The sequence below is a fragment of the Sulfitobacter sediminilitoris genome (assembly GCF_010667575.1).
Classification (GTDB): Bacteria; Pseudomonadota; Alphaproteobacteria; order Rhodobacterales; family Rhodobacteraceae; genus Sulfitobacter; species Sulfitobacter sediminilitoris.
Genome location: NZ_JAABNT010000009.1, coordinates 167,989 through 188,976, shown reverse-complemented (window position 1 = coordinate 188,976; position 20,988 = coordinate 167,989). Strand labels below are relative to the sequence as shown.

Below are 20,988 nucleotides of genomic sequence, written 5' to 3'. Positions count from 1 at the left end.
CGGGCGAGTACCGATCCCGCGGCATCAACCACGCAGATCGATACGGATTTGACGGACACGTCGAGACCTACATAATGGGTCATGGTCGTTCTCCTTTACGGCTGGTTTTGTGAGGCCGATACTATAGGACCTCGTTAGCCTCCGGAGAGCGACCGCCGCAAACACACCATGTCATTCGCTGAAGAGTAGAGCTAAAGCCGCTTTAGTGCCTGTTGTGCGGACAAGACGGGCAGCACGGGGGCTAGGAACCAATGAGCATTTCCGCCATGGCGCGTTCAGTCTGGCAACCCAGCTTTGCGAAGACCTAGAACATAACGTTCCCGATCCTCTTCTCGTACAAAGCGCACACGCTCTTCCTCCTCGACAATCGAGAATTCAGGAAGGGCGGCAAGCACCTCTTCAGCCTCCCATTCGGCATCGTCGATGCGGTCCAGCAATCCGAGTATCGATATGTAAAGCAGGCGGCCTTGGTGAAAATTGTTGTTTCGTTCAAGCACCGCCTCCAAGATTGGAATGGCCTCATCGTATTGGGCTTTCACAAAATGGGCGACCGCAAGCCCGTATGGGTAGATATAGCCATGATCTGGGCTTAGCTCCATTGCCTTGAGGATGGCTTCGATCCCCTCATCAGGCCTGCCTGAGTAGGCTTGGAACATCCCTAGCAAAACATAGCCGTCGGCGAAGTTGGGATCCAAGGCAATTGCGCGCCGAACCTCCTCAATCCCCGCTTCGAGATTGCGCTGTGACCCGTAAACTTGCGCCAGAGTGATGTAGACCTGAGGCGAGCTTGAGTTCAGGGCTAGCGCCTTTCTGGCATAGCTAATTGCCTTGTCTTGCGCCCTGGTCAGATCGCCTGACCACCCAAAGGTAGCGTCCGCGGCATAGGAAAGGGCCAGTGCGGCGTAGGCCCGGCCGAAAGAGGGATCGAGAAGAATTGCCCTCTGGAGGTAATCACGTGCCTCGATACTCGACTGCAGCGAGTATGAGTTCACAAGCGACTGCCCCTTTAGGTAGAGATCGTAGGCTTCCGGATGTACCTCGTACGCTTCGTTCAGGCTTTCCCGTTCCTCGGTTGTCAGGGTGACTGATAGTGCTGAAACGATCTTACGGGTGACCTCGTCTTGTAGTGAAAAGACATTCGCCAAAGCGCCGTCGTAGCGCTCGGCCCAGAGATTTTCTTCGGTCTTGGCGTCAATTAGCTTGGCATTGATCCGAACCTGATCACCAGATCGCCGCACACTGCCCTCAAGTACATAGCGCACGCCCAGTTCCTGCCCGATCTCATTTACAGACACAGAACGAGCCTTGTAGACAAAGGTCGAGTTCCGCGCGATGACCGTGAGGCCCGTTAGCTTGGACATGTCAGTGATGAGATCCTCAGTGATGCCGTCAGCGAAATACTCCTGTTCTGGATCACCACTCAAATTGTCGAACGGGAGAACGGCGATCGAGGGCTTGTCTGTAAGAGCTAAGGCCGGTTCTTCTGGGTTGAGTGCCTCAGAGTCGGGCCTCTGTAGCCACCAAAGCACCCCCCCGAGCATGGCCATAACCACTACAGCCGCTGCTGTAGCCCACAGCAACCGTCGCGGGTCGCCAACAGCAGGCGCAACCGGCGACCCCTCCACCACCTGATAGACCCGCACAGGGGTGGAAATGTTCTTCAATTTTTGCTCGCCTAGGGACTTGTAGGCGACATCTACATTGGCCTTGAGCACATCATAGGCCGTACCCGATACAACGACGCCTCCGGGTTTTGCCAGGGCCTCCAACCGGGCGGCTACGTTGACACCGTCGCCATAGACATCACCGTCGTCGAAAATCACATCCCCAAGGTGGATAGCTACCCGATACTTGATCTTATCATCGTCGGGGAAATCTGCTTCCCGCGTTGCCATCTCAGCCTGCACGGAGACAGCGCATTGTACGGCTTCGACCACCGACGAGAATTCGGCTATGAGCCCGTCACCGGTGAGCTTCACGATCCGGCCCTTCTTGGCGGTGATCATCGGCTCAATGAGTTCTTGCAGGTGGCGCTTCTGACGCTTGAGCGTCCCTACCTCGTCCCGTTCAACGAGACGAGAGAAGCCGACCATGTCAGCGGCAAGCACAGCGGCAACCCGGCGTTCCATGAAATGACAATATCACACTAACAGCCATTGAGGATATGTCTGCCTTGGCTAGACAGTTCGCTCCATATCGACAAGGAGTTATCCAGATTCAGGCCGGGCGGCCCAATGTCAGCCAGGTCAGACTCCAGACGGGAACTGGCATTAACAGGCTGCTGAAATAATCCCATCTGGACAACGATTTGAGAACATGATTCCTCCTTTGGAAGAGAACGGTGGGGGTCAAGATGCGCGGGACAGATGAAACGAGCGGGTCGCTGTTCTGCTACGTCGATCTTGAGGAGCGCATTCCCGCCAGACATCCTTTGCGCAAGATCCGGCAAGTGGTCAACGATGCTCTCGCCAGCCTCGACGCCGAGTTTGCCCCGCTCTACGTCGATTTTGGCCGCCCTTCGATTGCACCCGAGCGGCTGATCCGGGCCAGCCTGATCCAGATCCTGTTCTCTGTTCGATCCGAGCGTCAGTTGATGGAACAGATGCAATACAACCTGATGTTTCGCTGGTTCGTCGGCCTTGGCATCGACGACCCGGTCTGGGTCGCAACGGTGTTCACCAAGAACCGGGACCGGCTGCTGACGACCGACATGTCGCGCAAAGTGATGGCGGCGATCCTGGCGCACCGTGAGGTGGCACCGCTGTTATCGGATGAGCATTTCTCGGTTGATGGGACATTGATCAAGGCATGGGCGTCGATGAAAAGTTTCCAGCCGAAGGCGGAGGGCACGCCACCCGACGATGAGGGGCCGGATGATCTGCCAACGCCCTCCATCGGCCCTGACAATCAGACCACCCAATCCCAATCCGAACCCGAGACTGAACCGATGCCCCACTCCAATCACTACAACCGTAACGCCGAGGTCGACTTCAAGGGCGAGAAGCGTTCGAACGCCACCCACGCTTCGACCACCGACCCGGAAGCAAGGCTATACAAGAAATCGCCCGGCACCGGTGCGACGTTGTGCTTCATGGGACACGCGCTGATGGAGAACCGGCACGGGCTGATTGTTCAGGGCGACCTCACCCAGGCCGACGGCCATGCCGAACGGCGTGCGGCATTGGATATGGTGCATCGCCACTCCCCCGGATCGACCCGGCGGCTGACGCTTGGGGCGGACAAGGGGTATGACGCTGCCCAGTTCGTCTCCGACCTTCGGAAGGCCTGCGTCACTCCGCATGTCGCGCAGAAATCGAGATATTCAGCGATAGACGGACGCACTACCCGACATCAGGGCTATGCCTTGTCGATAAAGCATCGAAAGCGGATTGAAGAAGCCTTCGGCTGGGCCAAGACCGTCGGTGGCATGGCACAAGCCGTCTATCGCGGCGTCGAACGGGTGCGATCCCGCTTCGTTCTGACGATGGCCGCCAATAACCTGGCCCGATTGCCCAGATTGCTGAGGAATTGAGGCCGAAGGCGACTGCATAGGGACCGAAAGCATCAGACCCTCGCCGACGAGCGAAGGGCGCATTTATTCCATCGGTAGAATATCGTTCCCGCGCGTCGACTTTTTCAGCAGCCTGTTAAGCAAGTGAATGCTTCGTCCCGATCAGCTGACCTAAGCTACCAATCCGCCTTCGTCTGCATCGAGCCCGTAGTGTTAGAAGAGACGAGAGGCCTTAGCGTCCATCCATCGGGTCGTCTGCCGTGGCCCAAGAAGCTTCAGCCACTGTTGCGCGGCGCGGGTTTTGGATGTCCAATAAAGAAATTTGTCCAGAATTCACAATTCGTCTTCGATCGGAAGATGGGCAAAGAACCATTCTTCAATTCTCTGAAACCCTCGCAGTGCCGGTTCTGCATCTAAGACCATGCCATTTCCCATCCAGACAATCTTTCCATCGTCCTTGAGGGCGAGACGCCAAGCACTGTTTTCGTCAAAGTCCGGTTCGGTCAGTTTGAGAAGTTCATTCGCCAAGGAGCTACTGTCGACAATCAGAACCAGTTCCGTGTTAATCCTCAAAGACCGCGGGTCGAGATTGGCACTTCCGACAACAACGTGCCGCTTATCCACGATCATGTATTTGGCATGCAGCCCCAGATGCTTCTTCAGCACGGGTGGCAAAATGTAGCGCGGACGAGTGTCGGCAAGTGTGCGCATCTCGTGCACCTCGGCTCCAAACGACAGCAGTTCTGCGATATGTCCCCTGTAGGCCGCATAGGCCGAAATATGGTTGTTCGAATTGATTGAGTTGGTCAGAAGCCGAACGCGGACGCCTCGGCTGACGGCACTCTTGAGGGCTTCGACAAGGCCAGGTGTAGGTATCAGATAGGCCGAAACGATGGTGACCTCGTCACGCGCCGATGTAATCAGCCGCGAAAGTGCATCAGCAACCTGAACAGGCCTGTCTTTGAGAGCTTCGGGACGATCTTCCGGGGGCCGATCAGTAATAAGCTTGGACCTTCCGCGATGTGACTGCCTGACGATGTCATGCCAAGCCGCATTGCGGCTCTCCTGACGCTCTCTGGGATACATGCGGTCAAGCACAGCCGCTTCGCCCTGAACCTTTCCTCTGGGCACATGGGCAGCCCGGACGCGGCCAATCTCATCCACCGGGAACGACCAGCGATCGTTCCAATAGGTGTCGAATGAGCCGCTGATCTTCTCGACGATAGGACCACCAACGAGAAGCTCCATGTCCCGGAAATTCGCCGCGTCATCAAAACCGAAATACTCATCTGCAAGGTTGCGCCCTCCAACGATGGCAACCTGATTGTCGACAACCATCGACTTGTTGTGCATACGATGATCCAGCCTGTCGAAATCCCCGAGATTGAGAATGAACCGTGTCATCGCACTATCCGCGCGACGCTCATAGGGGTTGTAGACACGGTACTGTACGTTCTCATGGCGATGCAGTTGGAGAAGATGCTGATCTTCCCCGACAAGGAAACTGTCGTCGATCAGAATGCGAACATTGACCCCCCGATCGGCGGCCGCCAGCAAGCGCTCCTGTATTACGCTGCCAACATCGTCGAAGCTCCAGATGAAGCTTTGCAAGTCAATCGAACTGGTCGCTGAATCGATCGCGCGCAAGCGCCAACCAAGCGCGCCCCTTCCTTCGTTCAACGGGACCTGCCAGTCTCCGCTCCTGATGGTCTCGATTTCAGACCAGATGCCGCGCGTGACAGCAGGTGGCGTCGTTTCCTCATTGCCCTCGAAAGGAGTTAAGGTTGTGCAGGCTGCAATGAAAGTCGCTATAAGGAACGGCAGGTAGCTTCTCAAAATGCGCATGAAGTGCTTTTTCAACTCCAGACCTTCCTCTTTCCCGTGCGGCTCAATTGCATTGCTCGTAAGTGTAATCACCGAATTCTATCCAATTCCGACCCCCATCGCTGAAGACAAGGAACTCTGACCGGTCTTCGCCCAGGATCGCGACCTGGAAGCCTATCGGTGGCTGGGAGGCTCCGAAGAAGCTATATGAGGTCATCGCGCGAACGGGTCTCGCCATTGACGGTCACGATGGCATCCCACTGGTCACCAGGTTGACCCACGATGGCGTATTCGATGACCCTCTGCACGGCATCGCCACCGCAGTAGACGATGCCTTCGGGCGGTTCCATGCTCTGAGATGCCGAGACGCCGGAGTTGCATGCCGCGCGCAGGGATCTGACTGCCGCAGACGATCCTTTGAGCGTAAAGATGCCATAGGAGACATCCTGATCAGCCATCGAAAGGTTCAGAACCGCGTTCTGCGCGATCTGATCCAAGACAAAACCGTAGTCGCCCTGATCGAAGAAACGGACCTCAACAGGATAGTTGTCGACGAGTGAGATATCCGCATTCACTGATCCTGCCTGAAACGCACCGACCTCGGTCGAACCATCCTTCATGAACCGAAAAGACAGGCCTTGCTTGGAAACTATGTTCTGCGAGTCCTCATAACCTGCTGGCGCGAAGCGGACCCGATCGCATTGCAACTCCAGCGTCATGTTGCCTGTCTGGATGAAGGCGTTGGCATTGGGCGGTCCACTGAAACTCCAGTCAGCCATGGCAGGTGATGACACCATGATTGTGAGGACCGTGCCGACGACTAGATGTCTCTTCATAAGTCACTTCCTGGGCAACTAAGCAGTGGTTCGTCATTCCGCCGCGAGAGCACTGATGATCCACGTCATAAGTTCAAGCTGCGGGTGGACCATATTCATTCGTACCTTCCTGTGACGGTCGGCTTAGCCACCAGATCATCAGCACCGAGAGTATCAGTTGAAGAAACCCCACAACCATCAAGCCGGTGACGCCAAGTAGAGCCGCTGGGCCTCTCAACACTTCAGGGTCGTCAGCCCCTTGCTCGAGGACTGAGAACACAGCGATGCCACTGAACAGCATGAACACGGTCGCGATGCTCAGAGCTGCAGGCAAAAGCAAGTACCAGCCTGGTCTTCCAGTGTCGTGCAGTCGACGCCATCCAGCGGCAAGCATGGGTACGACAACGGCAAGTTGGAAAATCGGGGTGAGGACTTGGATGCTATCTCCAGTTTCCGCGTCCATGCCGAACAGGGCGGCGTCCATAACTGCCAAGACAATGCTCACGACAACCACGAACAACACAAACCACCAGTACTCGGAACGCACCGCACGCCCCGAAAAAACAAAGTATTTTGCGAGGCACGTCTTGGTGGCTTCAACGAAACCCATGTCTGCTCACTCCCTGACTATGTTACCAAATACTTTCTGACACGAGGAGACATCTTGCAAGCATTGGTCAACCTACTCAGATGCTGCACCTGCAATCGGCTGCTTCGTCCGCAAAGCGGAATTCTACTATGCTGCGCCAGATATCCGGTTTCCGCATCTACCACTCGTGATCACCCCTAAACAAAGCTGCATGATCTTCTGGAATCACGTCTGAATAGTAGCGTTCAATCATCGCCACTGATGTGCGCATGTTGGTGCCTAGTTTGTAAACGTCAATCTGCGGATCACGAAGGGCTTGGGTCGCATAGTAGTGGCGGAAGGAATAGCTGGAAAATTTTTGGCCATGCGCATCAGTGCGTAGATCGCAAGCATCAAGCAGGGCATTGAGTGACTTGTTGAAGGTTGTTATGCGCTCGCCCTTCAAATTGCAGAATACGGGCATCTCAGCGGTTGGTTCCTTTCCAAAGCGGAATTTGTAGATGCGTCGTATGTTCAGCAGCTGTGAAGCTACTGTAGATTTTGGGATGAGCGGAGCAGGGTTCCTGCCTTTGCCAAACGCAGATATGCGGATGCGTGCTTCTTTGGCGCGAGATTGTCTGGCATGATCCAACCCTTCGATGTGGTTCCAATTGAGATTGAACATCTCTTTGGGTCTCATGCCAGTGTCTGCGGCTATCATGATGAAGTTATGCAGCATGCCACCTGCGAACATTATGCAGCATGCCACGTGCGAACATGATGTCTGGATTATCCGCAGCTTCAGCAATGCGCTGCTCGCTCGTTAGAACCAACTTTGTGAATTCTTCCACTTTGAAAGCGGGCCGTTTGTTCAGTTTTGGCTTTGGGAGTTCTTGTTTGGGAACATCTCCGGGTTTGATCAGCCCTTTGCGAACGGCGTGCTTGAACACGCCACTTAGGATCACGTTCTCACGCCTCAGCGTGGCATCAGTTGCTTCTTCGTGTTTTGCCAGCGGAAAGACCTTCTTCCCATTGCGCATGTATGGCGTAAGAAACTTTTCTTTCGCACCATCGCCAGTTGTCCAATAGGATCGTCGCCAATCCGTGTACTCGTATAGCTTGGCTTGCGTCACAGCTGAGATGGCGATGGTTTTGAAGAACGGGATCAAGTAGCGCGTTACAACGGCATCAGCGTATTTTGCGGCACCCAACCGATTTGGCCTTCGCTGAGCGTCCAACTGCATGGCCTTCACATAGTCCAGCGCCACTGAGCGGAACGAGCCGTTTGCAGCCAAAATCCCATGCTTGGCTTGGAACACAGCTTCTTGGTACTTCTCAGCAGCAATCTGCAGAGCTTCGTCATCGTCATCAGTACCCAGTGCGTACTTGATCTGCGGAAAGCCAGAGATGGAAAAACGTATGTTCCACCGGTTGGAATTTTTCGGTTTGAAAAAGCGGTAGGGTAGGTCGGTTTTATCCCGCAGATCAGTCATAGGAGCTCGCACCGAAAACGCACATAGGTAACGGTCTGCGCTAGCACTGCGCTAACTGCGGGATTCGCTGATCTGTAAGCTGCTGATATCATTGAGCTGAAATTCACTGCGCTAACACTAAGCTAGCGTAGTGCGCTATGAGCCAACACGCAATAACTACGAAATTGCAGTAATTTATTAAATTAAATCAATGGCTTAATGGTGCTGCTGGAGAGAATTGAACTCTCGACCTCTCCCTTACCAAGGGAGTGCTCTACCTCTGAGCTACAGCAGCTCCGATGTGCCGGGTCATTAGCGGCAATCCAAAAACACTGCAACCCTAATCTGGACGCTCCCGCGCCCCTGCGCTAGACAGGCGCCATGGCAAAGGGCGGCACGTCTCAAACACCCAAAACCAAGGCTGAACTGCGCGAGGAACGGCTGAAAGCAGCGCTTAAGGTCAATATGGCCCGGCGCAAGGCACAGGCGCGCGCGCGGCAGGCTGAAAGCCAAGATAGCAAGGGTACGGACGGCCCAATCGAGGAAAGCAGGTAAGATGGACTCAATTCTGGTCAGAGGCGGCAAAACCCTCCACGGGTCGATCCCGATCGCAGGGGCCAAGAACGCCTGTCTCACCCTCATGCCCGCGACACTGCTGAGCGAGGAGCCGCTGACGCTGACCAATGCGCCGCGCCTCAGCGATATCCGCACCATGACTCAACTGCTGGGCTCGCTTGGGGCCGAGGTCACATCGCTGCAAGACGGCCAGGTTCTGGCCTTGTCGAGCCACGGTGAGATCAACACCCGCGCGGATTACGATATCGTGCGCAAGATGCGCGCCTCCAACCTCGTACTTGGACCTCTGCTGGCCCGCGAAGGCCACGCTGAGGTCTCGCTGCCGGGCGGCTGCGCTATTGGCGCGCGTCCGATGGACATTCACACCGATGGCTTGACGCTCATGGGGGCGGAAATCGAACTGAAAGACGGCTATCTCCATGCCCGCGCGCAGGGTGGCAAACTCAAGGGGGCGGTCATCGACTTTCCCTTCGCCTCTGTCGGGGCGACTGAAAACATCATGATGGCAGCGACCCTTGCCAAGGGCACAACCGTTATCAACAACGCCGCGCGAGAGCCCGAAATCGTAGATCTTGCCACCTGTCTGCGCGCCATGGGTGCGCAGATCGAAGGGGATGGCACGTCCACCATAACGATCCAAGGCGTCGACAGCCTGCATGGCGCGACCCACCGCGTCGTGACTGACCGGATCGAGCTGGGCACCTATATGCTCGCGCCCGCCATCTGCGGTGGCGAAGTTGAGCTTTTGGGGGGGCGCATCGACCTGCTCGCCGCGTTTTGCGAAAAACTGGACGCGGCTGGCATCGCGGTGTCCGAAACGGAAAAAGGCCTCAAGGTCGCGCGCAAGAACGGCCGTATCCATGCCGTGGATGTCACCACGGAACCTTTCCCCGGCTTTCCCACCGACCTGCAGGCGCAAATGATGGCGCTTCTGTGCACGGCGGATGGCACTTCGGTCCTTGAAGAAAAGATTTTTGAGAATCGCTTCATGCATGCGCCCGAACTCATCCGCATGGGCGCGGATATTGATGTTCATGGCGGTACTGCCACGGTTACTGGCGTCGAGAAACTCAAAGGCGCGCCTGTGATGGCCACAGACCTGCGCGCGTCCGTCTCTCTGATTCTTGCGGGGCTGGCGGCCGAAGGTGAAACAAAGGTTGCCCGTGTCTATCACCTCGATCGCGGCTATGAACATGTTGTGGCGAAATTCTCTGGCGTTGGTGCCGACATTGAACGGATCAAGGACGCATGACCCAGGACGCCCGCTTTGAAGATGGCCGTGAGGCCCCTCTGAACCTTGGTGCATTGGATGCCGAGGATCTCAAGGTGATTTCATCGCTCTGTCAGGATGCGGTGTTCCCGGCCTCGGAAATGAAATGGCAGCGCGGTCAAGCGCGCTTTGCCATTCTGCTGAATCGTATTCGGTGGGAAGATGAAGGAAAAACCCGGCATGCTCCTGAACGGGTGCAATCGGTACTGATGTTCGAAACCGTGAAAGGCGTGGCCAGTCAGGGTGTTCCAAAGGGCGACTCCGACACGATCCTTTCTCTACTGACAATCGTGTTCGAGGAAACCGAAGCGCCCTCCGGTCACATTCTTTTAAACTTCGCGGGCGACGGCGCTCTCCGTCTCAGCGTCGAGGCGATCGAAGTAACCCTCAAGGACGTTACGAAACCGTACGCGGCCCCTTCAGGCAAGCTGCCAAAGCACCCGGATTGACCCTGCGCCGACTGACGCAACAGGACGCGCCTGCGCTGCGCGCGCTCTGGTCCGAGGGGCTGCGACAGATGCCCGCAGCATTTCTGCTGACAGAGGAAGAGTTGCTGGCAATTCCCGATGAACGCTTTGCTGCAAACATCGACGGTGCACTCCACATTGGTACGTTTTCCGACGACAAATTGCTGGGCTTTGTCATCGCCCGCCGGGGTGGGGTGGCGCGTCTGCGCCATACCGCTGATATCGGCCCCCTTTATGTGTCCATGACCGCACAAGGCAGGGGGCTGGGCCGCGCGTTGATGCAAGCTGCTTTGGATACATTGACCGGGCAGGGACTGAAACAGGTCGAACTGACTGTGGATGAAGCCAACACTGCCGCTGTCGGGCTTTATAAGGATTTGGGCTTCACCTCCTTTGGCCGCCGTCCTCGTTCCGTCATCGTGAACGGGATCGACCGAACGGACCTTTTGATGATCCGTGCACTCGACGGGGCCGAACTTTTCGCTGGCGCTTGAGACTCGACCCCACCCGGTCTAAGTGTCGCCAGACTTCAGCCGGAGACCATCCATGCCGCAATTCCTCTCTTTCGACGATGCCGATTTCGAGGCAAGCTTTGCCGCGCTCCTGAGTGCCAAGCGCGAAGACAGCCCGGATGTGGATAATGTCGTGGCAGGCATTATCGCGGACGTCCGAGCGGGTGGCGATGAGGCAGTCATTGATCTGACTGCCAAGTTCGATCGGATAACACTGACCCCTGATACCCTGCGCATCACTTCGGATGAGATCAGCGATGCCATTGATCAGGTCTCTGCTGAAGACCGCGAGGCACTTGAATTGGCAGCGACCCGGATCCGCGCCTACCATGAGCGCCAATTACCCCAAGACGCCGAGTGGGTGGATGACACCGGCGCCACCCTTGGCTGGCGCTGGACCGCTGTATCCGCCGCTGGCCTCTATGTCCCCGGTGGTCTGGCAAGCTACCCGTCTTCCGTCCTTATGAATGCGATCCCGGCCAAGGTCGCAGGCGTTGAACGCCTCGCTATGGTCGTTCCAACACCGGACGGCGTTCTCAATCCGCTGGTATTGTTGGCCGCGCATCTCTCTGGTGTCGACGAGGTCTACCGCATCGGCGGGGCACAGGCTGTCGCGGCGCTTGCCTACGGCACTGACACGATTGCACCGGTGGACAAGATCACCGGCCCCGGCAACGCCTTTGTTGCAGCGGCCAAACGTCGTGTGTTTGGCAAGGTCGGTATCGACATGATCGCGGGCCCATCGGAAATCCTCGTGATCGCGGATGGCGACAACGATCCTGAGTGGATCGCGCTCGACCTTCTCAGCCAGGCTGAACACGACGAAAGCGCCCAGTCCATTTTGATCACAACTGACGCGACCTTTGGCGAGGCTGTGGGACAAGAGGTGATCCGCAAGCTTCGCACATTGGAACGCAGGGCCATCGCCGGCCCCAGTTGGCGCGACTTTGGCGCGATTATCACCGTCCCGGACCTTGCCACTGCTGCCAATCTGTCCAACCGCATCGCGCCCGAGCACCTTGAACTCTGCGTTGCCGACCCCGACGCGCTGAGCGCACAGATCAACCACGCGGGCGCCATCTTCCTTGGTCAATGGACGCCGGAGGCCATCGGCGACTACATCGGCGGCCCCAATCACGTCCTGCCCACCGCCCGCTCCGCGCGGTTTTCGTCGGGCCTTTCGGTGCTTGATTTCATGAAGCGCACGACGCTGGCGCGGATGACGCCCGAAGCTCTGCGGGCCATCGGCCCTTCCGCCGAACGGCTGGCCGCCTCTGAAAGCCTTGAGGCACACGGTCTTTCCGTCACGGCGCGGCTCGACAAGCTGAACCGCTGAACGTCTCACGGTACTGACATCGGGACTGGCCGGAAATTGACCTTTTCCGACTTCTGTGTCGCGGACCGCGCAGACCCACGCGCCCACCTGAACCAGCATCGCGGCACACAGCAAAAGGCCGCACCTTGTTCGAACGGCGCATTCCCGAATGGCTTCGCCATGCACCCGCCCCTTCAGTTCGGGGCTTTGCCACCCTTGCCGGATGCGAGGCCGTGGCGCGCGGCATTCTGATCTCGGTCTATCCGGTGGCGATATACGAGGCGCTGCGCGCGCCCGCGCTGATCAGCCAGGTCTATTTCCTGATCGGCCTCGGCTCACTCGCTGCGGGACTGCTGGTGCCTTATCTGACCCGATTCGTCCCGCGCCGCTGGCTCTATGCGCTGGGTGCTGCCGGTTTTGTCGCCGCTGCTGCAGCGGCAATGGTCGGCACGCCGCAGGCCATGATTCTGTCACTTGCGCTCAGCGCGATTGCAACTGTTGTGACCTTCGTGTGCTTCAACGCCTACGTTCTTGACTATATCGCCCGCATCGAACTGGGGCGCTGCGAGACCCTGCGCATGTTCTACTCGGCCCTTGGGTGGACAGCGGGCCCTGCACTGGGGGTGCTTCTCTGGGGGTGGTGGCGGCCCGCGCCCTTCCTGATTTCCGGGATTGCCGCGGCGCTTATGCTGGCAGTCTTTGCCTATATGCGGCTGGGCAACGGCAAGCTGATCACCCGCGCGCGCGGTCCAGCACCGAATCCGCTGGCCTTTTTGGGGCGTTTTTTTGTGCAGCCCCGGTTGATTGCTGGATGGCTCTTTGCGGTGATCCGGTCCTGCGGCTGGTGGGCCTACGTTGTCTATCTGCCGATCTACGCGGTTGAGAATGGCCTCAGCGACCAACTTGGCGGTCTGCTCCTGTCCGTGACGAACGGGGCGCTCTTTACTGCGCCGTTGATGCTGCGTTGGATGCAGGCGCGGTCAGTCCGCCACTCCGTTCGCTTTGGTTTTCTGGTGTGCGGCACGCTCTTCACACTTGCCGGTGCAGGGGCGGCTGCGGGTCTCAGCTGGCTCTGCATCGCGGCCCTTTTTGTCGGTAGTTTCTTTCTGATCCTGCTTGATGTCTGTGCTGGCCTGCCGTTCTTGATGGCAGTGAAACCTTCGGAACGGACCGAGATGTCGGCGGTCTATTCTTCCTACCGTGATGTGTCGGGAATCATGACGCCGGGCATTGCTTGGCTGGTGCTTCTCGCGGCCCCGATCTGGGGAATATTCCTCGCCTCCGGCGCGCTGAGCCTGACCGCCTGGGGTATCGCCGGTCGGCTGCATCCCCGGTTGGGTAAACAACGCTTGCAGCCCGCTGTCTCAGCTGGTTGACAGGCCCGCTGTTGCCTTGCGGCCTCCGGGCGGCTATGGCTCTGCCGCCGACAGGCACCATGCCTGCAACCCAGACCACACCGCAAAGGATGCGCCCCATGTCTCGCATCACCCAGATCAACCTTGACGACGCCGGCCTCCCGCCCCCCACGCCCGAGATCGAGCAGGAGCGCAAGGTCGCCATGTTTGACCTGTTGGAGGACAACACCTTTGTCCTGCCCCGGCGTGATGACCGCCCCGTTCCTCAGGGCCCTTATCATCTGGGCCTGTCGATCCGCGACAAGCGACTGGTGTTTGATGTGGAAACCGAAAACGCAGAGAAAGCCGCTGAATTCCACCTTTCTCTGGGTCCGTTCCGGCAGGTGGTCAAAGACTATTTTCAGATTTGCGAATCTTACTTTGACGCGGTCAAAAAACTGCCACCCAGTCAGATCGAGACCATCGACATGGCCCGCCGCGGCATCCACAATGAAGGCTCTCGCGTTTTGCAGGAACGCCTTGATGGCAAGGCCGAGATTGACATCGACACAGCCCGACGTCTTTTCACTCTGATCTGCGTATTGCACTTCGGCGGGTAAATGAGCGCGGAGCTGCCTCAGTCGGTCCTCTTTTGCTGCGATCACAACGCAGTACGGTCACCCATGGCCGAAGGGATCATGAAAAAATTCTACGGCACTGACACCTACGTCCAGTCGGTTGGTGTGAAAAACGATCTTGAGATCGACGGCTTTTCCATTGCCGTCTGCAAGGAAATAGACGTGGAACTGTCCCGGCATCGTTCGCGGAGCTTTGACGAAATGGAGCAATGGGGGGATGATTTGAGCTCTTTTGATCTCGTCATTGCGCTGTCCCCCGCAAGCCAGCGCCGTGCACTTGAACTGACGCGCTTCTTCCATCTCGACGTGGAATACTGGCCTATCCTTGATCCGACGGGGCTGGGGGAAAGCCGAGATGCAAAGCTGGCGCAGTTTCGCGCAGCCCGCGACCAGATAGTGGACCGTTTGATTGATCGTTTCGGCCCACCATGTGCCGATTCGGTTGAGCAATAATCGGCGCACACAGGCAAAAAGGCTATTTCCAAGACCGATTTCTCCAATATGGGGCATTTGGCGCTTTCTATGTCTGATAGACTGAAAGAAATGGGATACCTATGGCACCCGTTCGGCGTTCGATCAGGAGATTCACCAAAGTACACTACGCTTGCTGGCGCTTGGGCTGTTCCTGGCGGCATTGGTGATCGACCCGATGGTGGCGGACTATGTCCCAGGCGCGGTGCTAAAGATGAAGGCGGTTGGTCCGATTATTGCGGACACCATTGGCCGCTCCTGGTGCATTCTCTACATCGGCGACCACAAGGACGCCTGCCTGATGGATCAGCGGCCTTCGTCAATATGCCCTATACGCGCCACTCTTTTCATATCAGCGCGGATCACGTTCTGGTTGAACGTCCAAAGCCTGCGCACCAATTTCTTCGACGCGCCGGTTTTTGTCGCGCTGATCCCGATAGCGGAAGGCGTTGAGGAAACGCGTCATCCGTTCGGCCTTGTCGGCTTATGGGGCTATTGATCTTGAGTGCTGGCATTGGCACCCTGCAATGCAGCAGCAACAGAGGTTCTCAATGTCGGCCCAACTTATACAATCGTATTTTGACGCTTTCAATCAGAAAAACACTGACGCCATGCTTGACTGCCTGTCCGAGGATGTTGCCCACCACGTAAACGAAGGAAACATACGTGTCGGAAAGCCCAAGTTTGCCGAATTCTGCGCGCATATGACCCGCTGCTATGACGAGGAACTGACCGACATGGTCATCTTTTTGAATGACGATGGCACCCGCGCTGCTGCAGAATACGTCGTCAACGGCACATACCTTGCCACGGATGATGGCCTCCCGCCTGCGCATGGACAGTCCTACCGTATCCCGGCCGGGTCCTTTTTTGACATCGATGATGGCAAGATCACCCGCGTCACAACCCGCTATAATCTGTCTGACTGGACCGCTCAGATCCAATTATTGTTAAACCGCTGACCGGTGCGGCCCTTGTTAATTCCCTCGGCGGCGTTGCCCGCCTTCGCATCGACGTGTTCCGCGACTGGCCCTATCTCTATGATGGCGATTTGGCTTATGAGGAAAGCTACCTTCAAAGTTACCGCAATAGTCCAAAAGCCATTGTCGTGGGTGCCTTTGAAGGAGACAGGCTTGTTGGCGCCAGCACCGGCACCCCCCTTGCAGATCACGCCGACGATTTCGCCGCCCCATTTGCCAAGTCCGGAATGAATATGTCTGACATTTTCTATTGCGCCGAAAGCGTGCTTTTAAGCGCGTACCGGGGCAGGGGTGTTGGTCACGCCTTCTTTGACGCGCGAGAGGCCCACGCACGCCAACATGGCTTCACTAAATCCTGCTTTTGTGCAGTCATGCGCCCGGATGATCACCCGGCCAGGCCCGCAGACTACCGCCCGCTCGACAGCTTCTGGCGCGCTCGGGGCTATGCTCCGCTCGACGGGGTGATCGCACAATTCGAATGGAAAGATTTGGGCGACGCTAAGGAAACACCCAAACCCCTGCAATTCTGGCTCTGCGACCTCTGATCACGCGCCCCCGGCAATCAGGTCCCCGAACAAAGGCGTGCAGCCGTCTGCCCGAAAGCCTTCCACGCGGCCCAGAAGCGCCGATTGCTTGCGTTGTTATCCTGGTTCTGCCGCACCTGCTGCAGTTGATGCGGATCCCGGAAGTACCGCGCACCGCGCCGCTGATCACTGCCCGACAATTCCCGGTCCGCCACCGCCTGAATACAACCACACCGCGCCTGTGAGGCTGCTCGCCGCCCGCCCGACTGACAGGCCTTCTGTATCGGCCCTGTCGCATAAAGCACCGGCGTTCCTGCATTTCCCGACGCGTACCTTGACCCGCCGCCACAGGCAGAAAGCCCAAAAAGTGCCACCAGCACCACACCCAAACGTATCATGACAACTGCCTTGCCTTGCTGGACCGATGGGGTTTGCCCCTTTTTGTGGTCCGTTTCCGGATTGAAGCCAAGTATGGCGGATTTGGGGGAGCGGGGCAAATCACGAAAAGGGCGTTGATTTTTCAAATGGTGCGACACGTTTGCGCAATCGCGTGACAAGACATGCAAAGACGGCCCATCACTATGCCATATCCCATTGACCAAAGCATGTTTCCGCCTCATATCCACCTCCATGACACCGCTTTCACATATCCGCAATTTCTCGATCGTCGCGCACATCGACCACGGGAAATCCACGCTTGCCGACCGGCTGATCCAGTCCACCAACACCGTGGCGGACAGGGACATGAAGGAACAAATGCTCGATAGCATGGATATCGAACGTGAACGGGGCATCACGATCAAGGCCCAGACCGTGCGGATCAACTACACCGCCAAGGATGGCGAGGAATATGTCCTCAACCTCATCGACACCCCCGGCCACGTCGATTTCGCCTACGAGGTCTCCCGCTCCATGCGCGCGGTCGAAGGCTCGCTGCTGGTTGTCGACTCCACCCAAGGGGTCGAGGCGCAGACGCTCGCCAACGTCTACCACGCCATTGAAGCCGATCACGAGATCGTGCCAGTGCTCAACAAGATCGACCTGCCCGCCGCCGACTGCGACCGCGTGGCCGAGCAGATCGAGGACGTCATTGGCATCGACGCCTCCGAAGCGATCCGCGTCTCCGCGAAAACCGGCATCGGCATTGACGAAACGCTCGAGGCCATCGTCACGCGGCTGCCCGCGCCCAAGGGCACCCTCGACGCGCCGCTCAAGGCGATGCTGGTCGATTCGTGGTACGACAGCTATCTCGGCGTCATCGTCCTCGTCCGCATCATGGACGGTGTGCTGAAAAAGGGCGACCGCATTTGCATGATGCAAAACGGCTCCGTGCACCACGTCGATCGCATCGGCGTCTTCCGCCCCTCCATGACCGAGATCGATGCGCTGGGTCCGGGCGAGCTGGGCTTTCTCACCGCCTCCATCAAGCAGGTCCGCGACACCCGTGTCGGTGACACCATCACGCACGAAAAGAAACCGTGCGACAAAGCGCTGCCGGGCTTCAAACCCTCCCAGCCGGTCGTCTTCTGCGGCCTCTTCCCGGTCGATTCCGCCGAATTCGAAGACCTCCGGGACGCCATCGAGAAACTCGCCCTCAACGACGCCTCCTTCTCCTTCGAGATGGAAACAAGTGCCGCCCTCGGCTTTGGCTTCCGCTGCGGCTTCCTCGGCCTGCTCCACCTCGAGGTGATCCGCGACCGGATCGAGCGCGAGTATGACATCGACCTCATCACCACCGCGCCTTCTGTCATCTACCACATCCATCTCAAGGATGGGACGATGCAGGAACTGCACAACCCCGCCGACATGCCCGACCTCACGCTGGTCGACCACCTTGAGGAGCCGCGCATCAAGGCCACGATCCTTGTCCCCGACGAGTACCTCGGCGACGTGCTGAAACTCTGCCAGGACCGCCGTGGCATCCAGCAAGACCTCACCTACGCGGGCTCCCGCGCGATGGTCGTCTACGACCTGCCGCTGAACGAGGTGGTCTTTGACTTCTATGACCGCCTGAAATCGGTGACCAAGGGCTATGCGTCGTTCGACTACCAGATGATCGGCTACCGCACCGACAACCTCGTCAAGATGTCCATCCTCGTGAACGACGAACCCGTCGACGCGCTCTCCACCATGGTCCACCGGGATCGGGCCGAGGCCCGCGGCCGCGCCATGGTCGAAAAGCTCAAGGACCTCATCCCCCGCCACATGTTCAAGATCCCGATCCAGGCGGCCATCGGCGGCAAGGTCATCGCCCGCGAAACGCTATCCGCGATGCGCAAGGACGTGACGGCGAAGTGCTACGGCGGCGATGCCACGCGGAAGAAGAAGCTGCTGGAGAAGCAGAAGGCGGGCAAGAAGAAGATGCGCCAGTTCGGGAAGGTGGATATTCCTCAGGAGGCGTTTATTAGTGCGCTGAAGATGGATGGGTAACGAAGACCGCTCGAATGTGATCGTAGTTGGAGCTGGAGCGAGCCAAGAATTTGATTTGCCTACTGGCGCGGAGCTCACTGAAATACTGCAAAACAATCTCGCTTTTCAGCGATCTGACGGTGGCCTTAGCCTGCGGCCAGGAAACGGCCGTGAGCTCTTTGTTGCATTGCGGGACTACGCTGCTCGACAAGGAAAGCCTGTCGCACCGCTACAAGAAGCAACTCTCTTCATTAGTGAAAATATGGCATTGGCGCCTTCGATTGATAATTTTCTGGATACCCACAAGTCCGATGAAGAAATTGTTCTCGTGGGGAAAATCGCGATCGCCAACGCGATCCTAGCCGCCGAAAGAACCAGCAAGTTGCCTGTTGATCCGTCGAACATCTATAACAGGATGCGTTTCGAAGAATTACGTGAGACTTGGGCGTCGGTCTTTTTTAAGATCATTGTTGTAAAGCGAGATTACGAAGCGTTCCTCGCGGCAATCTCAAGTATCACCTTCATTTCATTTAACTACGACCGCTGTATCAAGCAGTTCTTCACGCACGCTGCGAGGTCATATTTCCGATTGGCCTGACCAAACGAGAGAGGTGATGAATGCGCTAAACGTAATCCATCCGTACGGCTCAATCGGAGACTTAGTCATTGATGCTGGGCAGATGGGGTATTTTGGAGAAGAACGAAACACAAATACTATTCTTCGCGCGACATCAGACGTTCGGACATTTACTGAAGGAGTGGCGGATGCCAATACACCCCGAGAGATATCAGAAGCGTTGCAAGGTGCCAGGCTTCTCATATTCTTGGGCTTTTCATTTATCGATTTGAATATGCGCCTTCTTCCAGGTGATGGTGTTTCGGTGGAGCGGATCCTCGCGACCACAAAGGGCCGTTCGTCCGATACCAAAAATCGCATTGAGAACAGTCTTGCGGGCGACTATGCCGACGATGATCATTCGCGAATAGAGCTTTTCGATGGCTACTGTTGGAAACTCTTTTGGGATTTTGATCATTACCTGGCCAATAATGAGCACGCATAGCAAGCGTAAGGTGGGACTTGCCTCCACGCGTCTCATCAAACCGAACCGTCGCGCATTGGTGGGTTGAAAACCCACCCTACGCCCCCCTTACCCGCCACTCTCCCGATGCACGGAAGACCACGCCCAATCCTCGGGCCGATCCACAAACCCATGCTTCACCGGGTTCCAATGGCAATAATCCACATGCGCCGCAAAATCCTCGGCGTCCCGGATGCAATCCACTTCGTGGCCGGGGCTCCGCCCGTTCGCGGCTGAAACGATCCCCCGGATCGTTTCCGAGACGCCGCCAACCCCCTTCCCCGCGGATTCACATGCGGTGTACAACCCACGACATTTCACGCAGAATGACCAAACTCCGCGCCCTTGGCCCGGTTCTCGATAAATTCAAAGGCCCGCCCTCATGACCACCCCCTGCATCCTCTGCGTCGCAATCACCGGCTCTGTCCCCACCAAAGCCGCCAATCCCGCCGTCCCGATCAGCGTCGAAGAACAGATCGAATCCACCCACGCAGCTTACGAAGCGGGCGCATCCATCTGCCACGCCCACGTCCGGAACGCTGATGAAACCCCATCATCAGATCCCGAAAAATTCGCGGCCCTGCAGGAGGGGTTGAAGAAGCATTGCCCCGATATGATCATTCAGTTCTCCACCGGCGGACGCTCCGGCGCAGGTGAGGCACGCGGCGGCATGCTGCCCCTGCGCCCCGACATGGCCAGCCTCTCGGTCGGCTCCAACAACTTCCCCACGCGCGTCTATGAAAACCCTCCGCAACTGGTTGATTGGCTGGCAGGCGAGATGCGCACCTACGAGGTCAAACCTGAAATCGAGGCCTTTGACCTGTCCCATATCTTCAAGGCCGCCGAGATGAACAAGGATGGCCGCATCCCCGGTCAGCTTTACGTGCAGTTCGTCATGGGCGTGAAGAACGCCATGCCTGTGGATCGCGAAGTCTTTGACTTCTATATCAAAACCCTGAGCCGCCTCGCCCCCGACGCGCTGTGGTGCGCCGCCGGGATCGGGCCCAACCAGATCGTCCTGAACGAATGGTCCATCGCTGCCGGGGGCCATACCCGCGCGGGGCTTGAGGACAACGTGCGCCTCGACAAGGATACGCTGGCCCCGTCAAACGCCGCCCTGATCAAACGCGCTGCCGACCTCTGCGAGAAATACGAACGACCCGTCGCCACACCTGCACAGGCCCGCGAGATACTGGGTCTGCGACCTGCGTAAAGGGATATGG

General features: G+C 57.5%; 24 protein-coding genes and 1 tRNA gene. 16 read left to right on the top strand and 9 right to left on the bottom strand.

Annotation, left to right across the window (positions count from 1 at the left end; all coding sequences use genetic code 11):
* Window positions 1–275: 275 nt before the first annotated feature.
* Complete coding sequence (locus GV827_RS15195; protein WP_164354662.1) at window positions 276–2,129, bottom strand: adenylate/guanylate cyclase domain-containing protein; 1,854 nt, start codon at window positions 2,127–2,129, stop codon at window positions 276–278.
* Window positions 2,130–2,353: 224 nt separating this feature from the next.
* Here GV827_RS15195 and GV827_RS15190 point away from each other — a divergent pair, with 224 nt between their 5' ends.
* Window positions 2,354–3,532 carry an IS5 family transposase gene (locus tag GV827_RS15190; RefSeq protein ID WP_164354661.1) on the top strand — a complete coding sequence of 393 codons (1,179 nt, stop codon included), beginning with the start codon at window positions 2,354–2,356 and terminating at the stop codon, window positions 3,530–3,532.
* Between the two features lie 312 nt (window positions 3,533–3,844).
* Here the strand turns inward: GV827_RS15190 and GV827_RS15185 are convergent, their stop codons facing one another.
* The 6 genes from GV827_RS15185 to GV827_RS15160 all read right to left on the bottom strand — a co-directional run bounded on the left by GV827_RS15185 (window position 3,845) and on the right by GV827_RS15160 (window position 8,485).
* The gene (locus GV827_RS15185; RefSeq protein WP_204325912.1) at window positions 3,845–5,356 is read right to left on the bottom strand and encodes a phospholipase D-like domain-containing protein; all 1,512 of its coding nucleotides are present in this window, start codon (window positions 5,354–5,356) and stop codon (window positions 3,845–3,847) included.
* 182 nt (window positions 5,357–5,538) lie between these two features.
* A complete protein-coding gene (locus GV827_RS15180) occupies window positions 5,539–6,171 on the bottom strand; it encodes a hypothetical protein (RefSeq protein WP_235930372.1) in 633 nt (210 codons plus the stop codon).
* Between the two features lie 73 nt (window positions 6,172–6,244).
* On the bottom strand, window positions 6,245–6,760 hold the full coding sequence (locus GV827_RS15175) for a DUF805 domain-containing protein (protein ID WP_164354659.1): 516 nt from the start codon (window positions 6,758–6,760) through the stop codon (window positions 6,245–6,247).
* Window positions 6,761–6,917: 157 nt separating this feature from the next.
* Complete coding sequence (locus tag GV827_RS15170) at window positions 6,918–7,457, bottom strand: tyrosine-type recombinase/integrase (protein ID WP_164354658.1); 540 nt, start codon at window positions 7,455–7,457, stop codon at window positions 6,918–6,920.
* Complete coding sequence (locus GV827_RS15165) at window positions 7,447–8,211, bottom strand: hypothetical protein (protein WP_164354657.1); 765 nt, start codon at window positions 8,209–8,211, stop codon at window positions 7,447–7,449. Before GV827_RS15165 ends, GV827_RS15170 begins: the two co-directional genes overlap by 11 nt.
* Window positions 8,212–8,410: 199 nt before the next feature.
* Window positions 8,411–8,485: transfer RNA gene (locus GV827_RS15160), tRNA-Thr, on the bottom strand.
* A gap of 86 nt (window positions 8,486–8,571) precedes the next feature.
* Between GV827_RS15160 and GV827_RS23420 the strand changes: the two genes are divergently transcribed.
* From GV827_RS23420 to GV827_RS15110, 11 genes are all read left to right on the top strand, one after another.
* Window positions 8,572–8,745, top strand: a complete 174-nt coding sequence (locus tag GV827_RS23420) for a hypothetical protein (protein WP_204325911.1) — start codon at window positions 8,572–8,574, stop codon at window positions 8,743–8,745.
* A 1-nt stretch (window position 8,746) separates the two neighbouring features.
* Window positions 8,747–10,018: a UDP-N-acetylglucosamine 1-carboxyvinyltransferase gene (gene murA, locus GV827_RS15155; RefSeq protein WP_164354656.1), complete on the top strand. Its 1,272-nt coding sequence runs from the start codon at window positions 8,747–8,749 to the stop codon at window positions 10,016–10,018.
* Entirely contained in the window at window positions 10,015–10,485 is a 471-nt protein-coding gene (locus GV827_RS15150) for a DUF2948 family protein (RefSeq protein WP_164354655.1), read from the top strand. The genes murA and GV827_RS15150 overlap by 4 nt, the downstream gene beginning before the upstream one ends.
* Window positions 10,482–10,997, top strand: a complete 516-nt coding sequence (locus tag GV827_RS15145; protein ID WP_164354654.1) for a GNAT family N-acetyltransferase — start codon at window positions 10,482–10,484, stop codon at window positions 10,995–10,997. Before GV827_RS15150 ends, GV827_RS15145 begins: the two co-directional genes overlap by 4 nt.
* Before the next feature lie 52 nt (window positions 10,998–11,049).
* Window positions 11,050–12,351, top strand: a complete 1,302-nt coding sequence (gene hisD / locus GV827_RS15140; protein ID WP_164354653.1) for a histidinol dehydrogenase — start codon at window positions 11,050–11,052, stop codon at window positions 12,349–12,351.
* Window positions 12,352–12,476: 125 nt separating this feature from the next.
* On the top strand, window positions 12,477–13,706 hold the full coding sequence (locus GV827_RS15135; protein WP_164354652.1) for an MFS transporter: 1,230 nt from the start codon (window positions 12,477–12,479) through the stop codon (window positions 13,704–13,706).
* A 98-nt stretch (window positions 13,707–13,804) separates the two neighbouring features.
* The gene (locus tag GV827_RS15130) at window positions 13,805–14,284 is read left to right on the top strand and encodes a UPF0262 family protein (protein WP_164354651.1); all 480 of its coding nucleotides are present in this window, start codon (window positions 13,805–13,807) and stop codon (window positions 14,282–14,284) included.
* On the top strand, window positions 14,285–14,755 hold the full coding sequence (locus GV827_RS15125; protein ID WP_164354650.1) for an arsenate-mycothiol transferase ArsC: 471 nt from the start codon (window positions 14,285–14,287) through the stop codon (window positions 14,753–14,755).
* A 151-nt stretch (window positions 14,756–14,906) separates the two neighbouring features.
* Window positions 14,907–15,272 (top strand): hypothetical protein, encoded by a 366-nt coding sequence (locus tag GV827_RS15120; RefSeq protein WP_164354649.1) that lies wholly within the window; start codon window positions 14,907–14,909, stop codon window positions 15,270–15,272.
* Window positions 15,273–15,324: 52 nt separating this feature from the next.
* Window positions 15,325–15,735 (top strand): ketosteroid isomerase-related protein, encoded by a 411-nt coding sequence (locus GV827_RS15115; protein ID WP_164354648.1) that lies wholly within the window; start codon window positions 15,325–15,327, stop codon window positions 15,733–15,735.
* Window positions 15,717–16,298 (top strand): GNAT family N-acetyltransferase, encoded by a 582-nt coding sequence (locus tag GV827_RS15110; RefSeq protein ID WP_164354671.1) that lies wholly within the window; start codon window positions 15,717–15,719, stop codon window positions 16,296–16,298. Before GV827_RS15115 ends, GV827_RS15110 begins: the two co-directional genes overlap by 19 nt.
* Window positions 16,299–16,315: 17 nt before the next feature.
* On the opposite strand, the gene GV827_RS15105 is transcribed toward GV827_RS15110, so the two are convergent.
* Window positions 16,316–16,675, bottom strand: coding sequence for a hypothetical protein (locus tag GV827_RS15105; protein WP_164354647.1), 360 nt, complete (start codon window positions 16,673–16,675; stop codon window positions 16,316–16,318).
* A gap of 232 nt (window positions 16,676–16,907) precedes the next feature.
* Here GV827_RS15105 and lepA point away from each other — a divergent pair, with 232 nt between their 5' ends.
* From lepA to GV827_RS15090, 3 genes are read left to right on the top strand one after another with little or no spacing between them, the layout of a single operon-like run.
* A complete protein-coding gene (gene lepA / locus GV827_RS15100; RefSeq protein WP_164354646.1) occupies window positions 16,908–18,707 on the top strand; it encodes a translation elongation factor 4 in 1,800 nt (599 codons plus the stop codon).
* A complete protein-coding gene (locus tag GV827_RS15095; protein WP_164354645.1) occupies window positions 18,700–19,284 on the top strand; it encodes a hypothetical protein in 585 nt (194 codons plus the stop codon). Before lepA ends, GV827_RS15095 begins: the two co-directional genes overlap by 8 nt.
* Window positions 19,285–19,300: 16 nt before the next feature.
* Complete coding sequence (locus tag GV827_RS15090) at window positions 19,301–19,747, top strand: hypothetical protein (protein WP_164354644.1); 447 nt, start codon at window positions 19,301–19,303, stop codon at window positions 19,745–19,747.
* An 87-nt stretch (window positions 19,748–19,834) separates the two neighbouring features.
* Here the strand turns inward: GV827_RS15090 and GV827_RS23415 are convergent, their stop codons facing one another.
* Window positions 19,835–20,071, bottom strand: coding sequence for a hypothetical protein (locus GV827_RS23415; protein ID WP_204325910.1), 237 nt, complete (start codon window positions 20,069–20,071; stop codon window positions 19,835–19,837).
* Between the two features lie 76 nt (window positions 20,072–20,147).
* Between GV827_RS23415 and GV827_RS15080 the strand changes: the two genes are divergently transcribed.
* A complete protein-coding gene (locus tag GV827_RS15080; RefSeq protein WP_164354643.1) occupies window positions 20,148–20,978 on the top strand; it encodes a BKACE family enzyme in 831 nt (276 codons plus the stop codon).
* The last annotated feature ends 10 nt before the right edge of the window (window positions 20,979–20,988 follow it).

Bases quoted from the DNA above. Each gene is read 5' to 3' on its own strand.
- GV827_RS15195 (WP_164354662.1), bottom strand. From the start codon at position 2,129: ATGGAACGCCGGGTTGCCGCTGTGCTTGCCGCTGACATGGTCGGCTTC.
- GV827_RS15190 (WP_164354661.1), top strand. From the start codon at position 2,354: ATGCGCGGGACAGATGAAACGAGCGGGTCGCTGTTCTGCTACGTCGAT.
- GV827_RS15185 (WP_204325912.1), bottom strand. From the start codon at position 5,356: ATGCGCATTTTGAGAAGCTACCTGCCGTTCCTTATAGCGACTTTCATT.
- GV827_RS15180 (WP_235930372.1), bottom strand. From the start codon at position 6,171: ATGAAGAGACATCTAGTCGTCGGCACGGTCCTCACAATCATGGTGTCA.
- GV827_RS15175 (WP_164354659.1), bottom strand. From the start codon at position 6,760: ATGGGTTTCGTTGAAGCCACCAAGACGTGCCTCGCAAAATACTTTGTT.
- GV827_RS15170 (WP_164354658.1), bottom strand. From the start codon at position 7,457: ATGCTGCATAACTTCATCATGATAGCCGCAGACACTGGCATGAGACCC.
- GV827_RS15165 (WP_164354657.1), bottom strand. From the start codon at position 8,211: ATGACTGATCTGCGGGATAAAACCGACCTACCCTACCGCTTTTTCAAA.
- GV827_RS23420 (WP_204325911.1), top strand. From the start codon at position 8,572: ATGGCAAAGGGCGGCACGTCTCAAACACCCAAAACCAAGGCTGAACTG.
- murA (WP_164354656.1), top strand. From the start codon at position 8,747: ATGGACTCAATTCTGGTCAGAGGCGGCAAAACCCTCCACGGGTCGATC.
- GV827_RS15150 (WP_164354655.1), top strand. From the start codon at position 10,015: ATGACCCAGGACGCCCGCTTTGAAGATGGCCGTGAGGCCCCTCTGAAC.
- hisD (WP_164354653.1), top strand. From the start codon at position 11,050: ATGCCGCAATTCCTCTCTTTCGACGATGCCGATTTCGAGGCAAGCTTT.
- GV827_RS15130 (WP_164354651.1), top strand. From the start codon at position 13,805: ATGTCTCGCATCACCCAGATCAACCTTGACGACGCCGGCCTCCCGCCC.
- GV827_RS15125 (WP_164354650.1), top strand. From the start codon at position 14,285: ATGAGCGCGGAGCTGCCTCAGTCGGTCCTCTTTTGCTGCGATCACAAC.
- GV827_RS15115 (WP_164354648.1), top strand. From the start codon at position 15,325: ATGTCGGCCCAACTTATACAATCGTATTTTGACGCTTTCAATCAGAAA.
- GV827_RS15105 (WP_164354647.1), bottom strand. From the start codon at position 16,675: ATGATACGTTTGGGTGTGGTGCTGGTGGCACTTTTTGGGCTTTCTGCC.
- lepA (WP_164354646.1), top strand. From the start codon at position 16,908: ATGACACCGCTTTCACATATCCGCAATTTCTCGATCGTCGCGCACATC.
- GV827_RS15095 (WP_164354645.1), top strand. From the start codon at position 18,700: ATGGGTAACGAAGACCGCTCGAATGTGATCGTAGTTGGAGCTGGAGCG.
- GV827_RS15090 (WP_164354644.1), top strand. From the start codon at position 19,301: ATGAATGCGCTAAACGTAATCCATCCGTACGGCTCAATCGGAGACTTA.
- GV827_RS15080 (WP_164354643.1), top strand. From the start codon at position 20,148: ATGACCACCCCCTGCATCCTCTGCGTCGCAATCACCGGCTCTGTCCCC.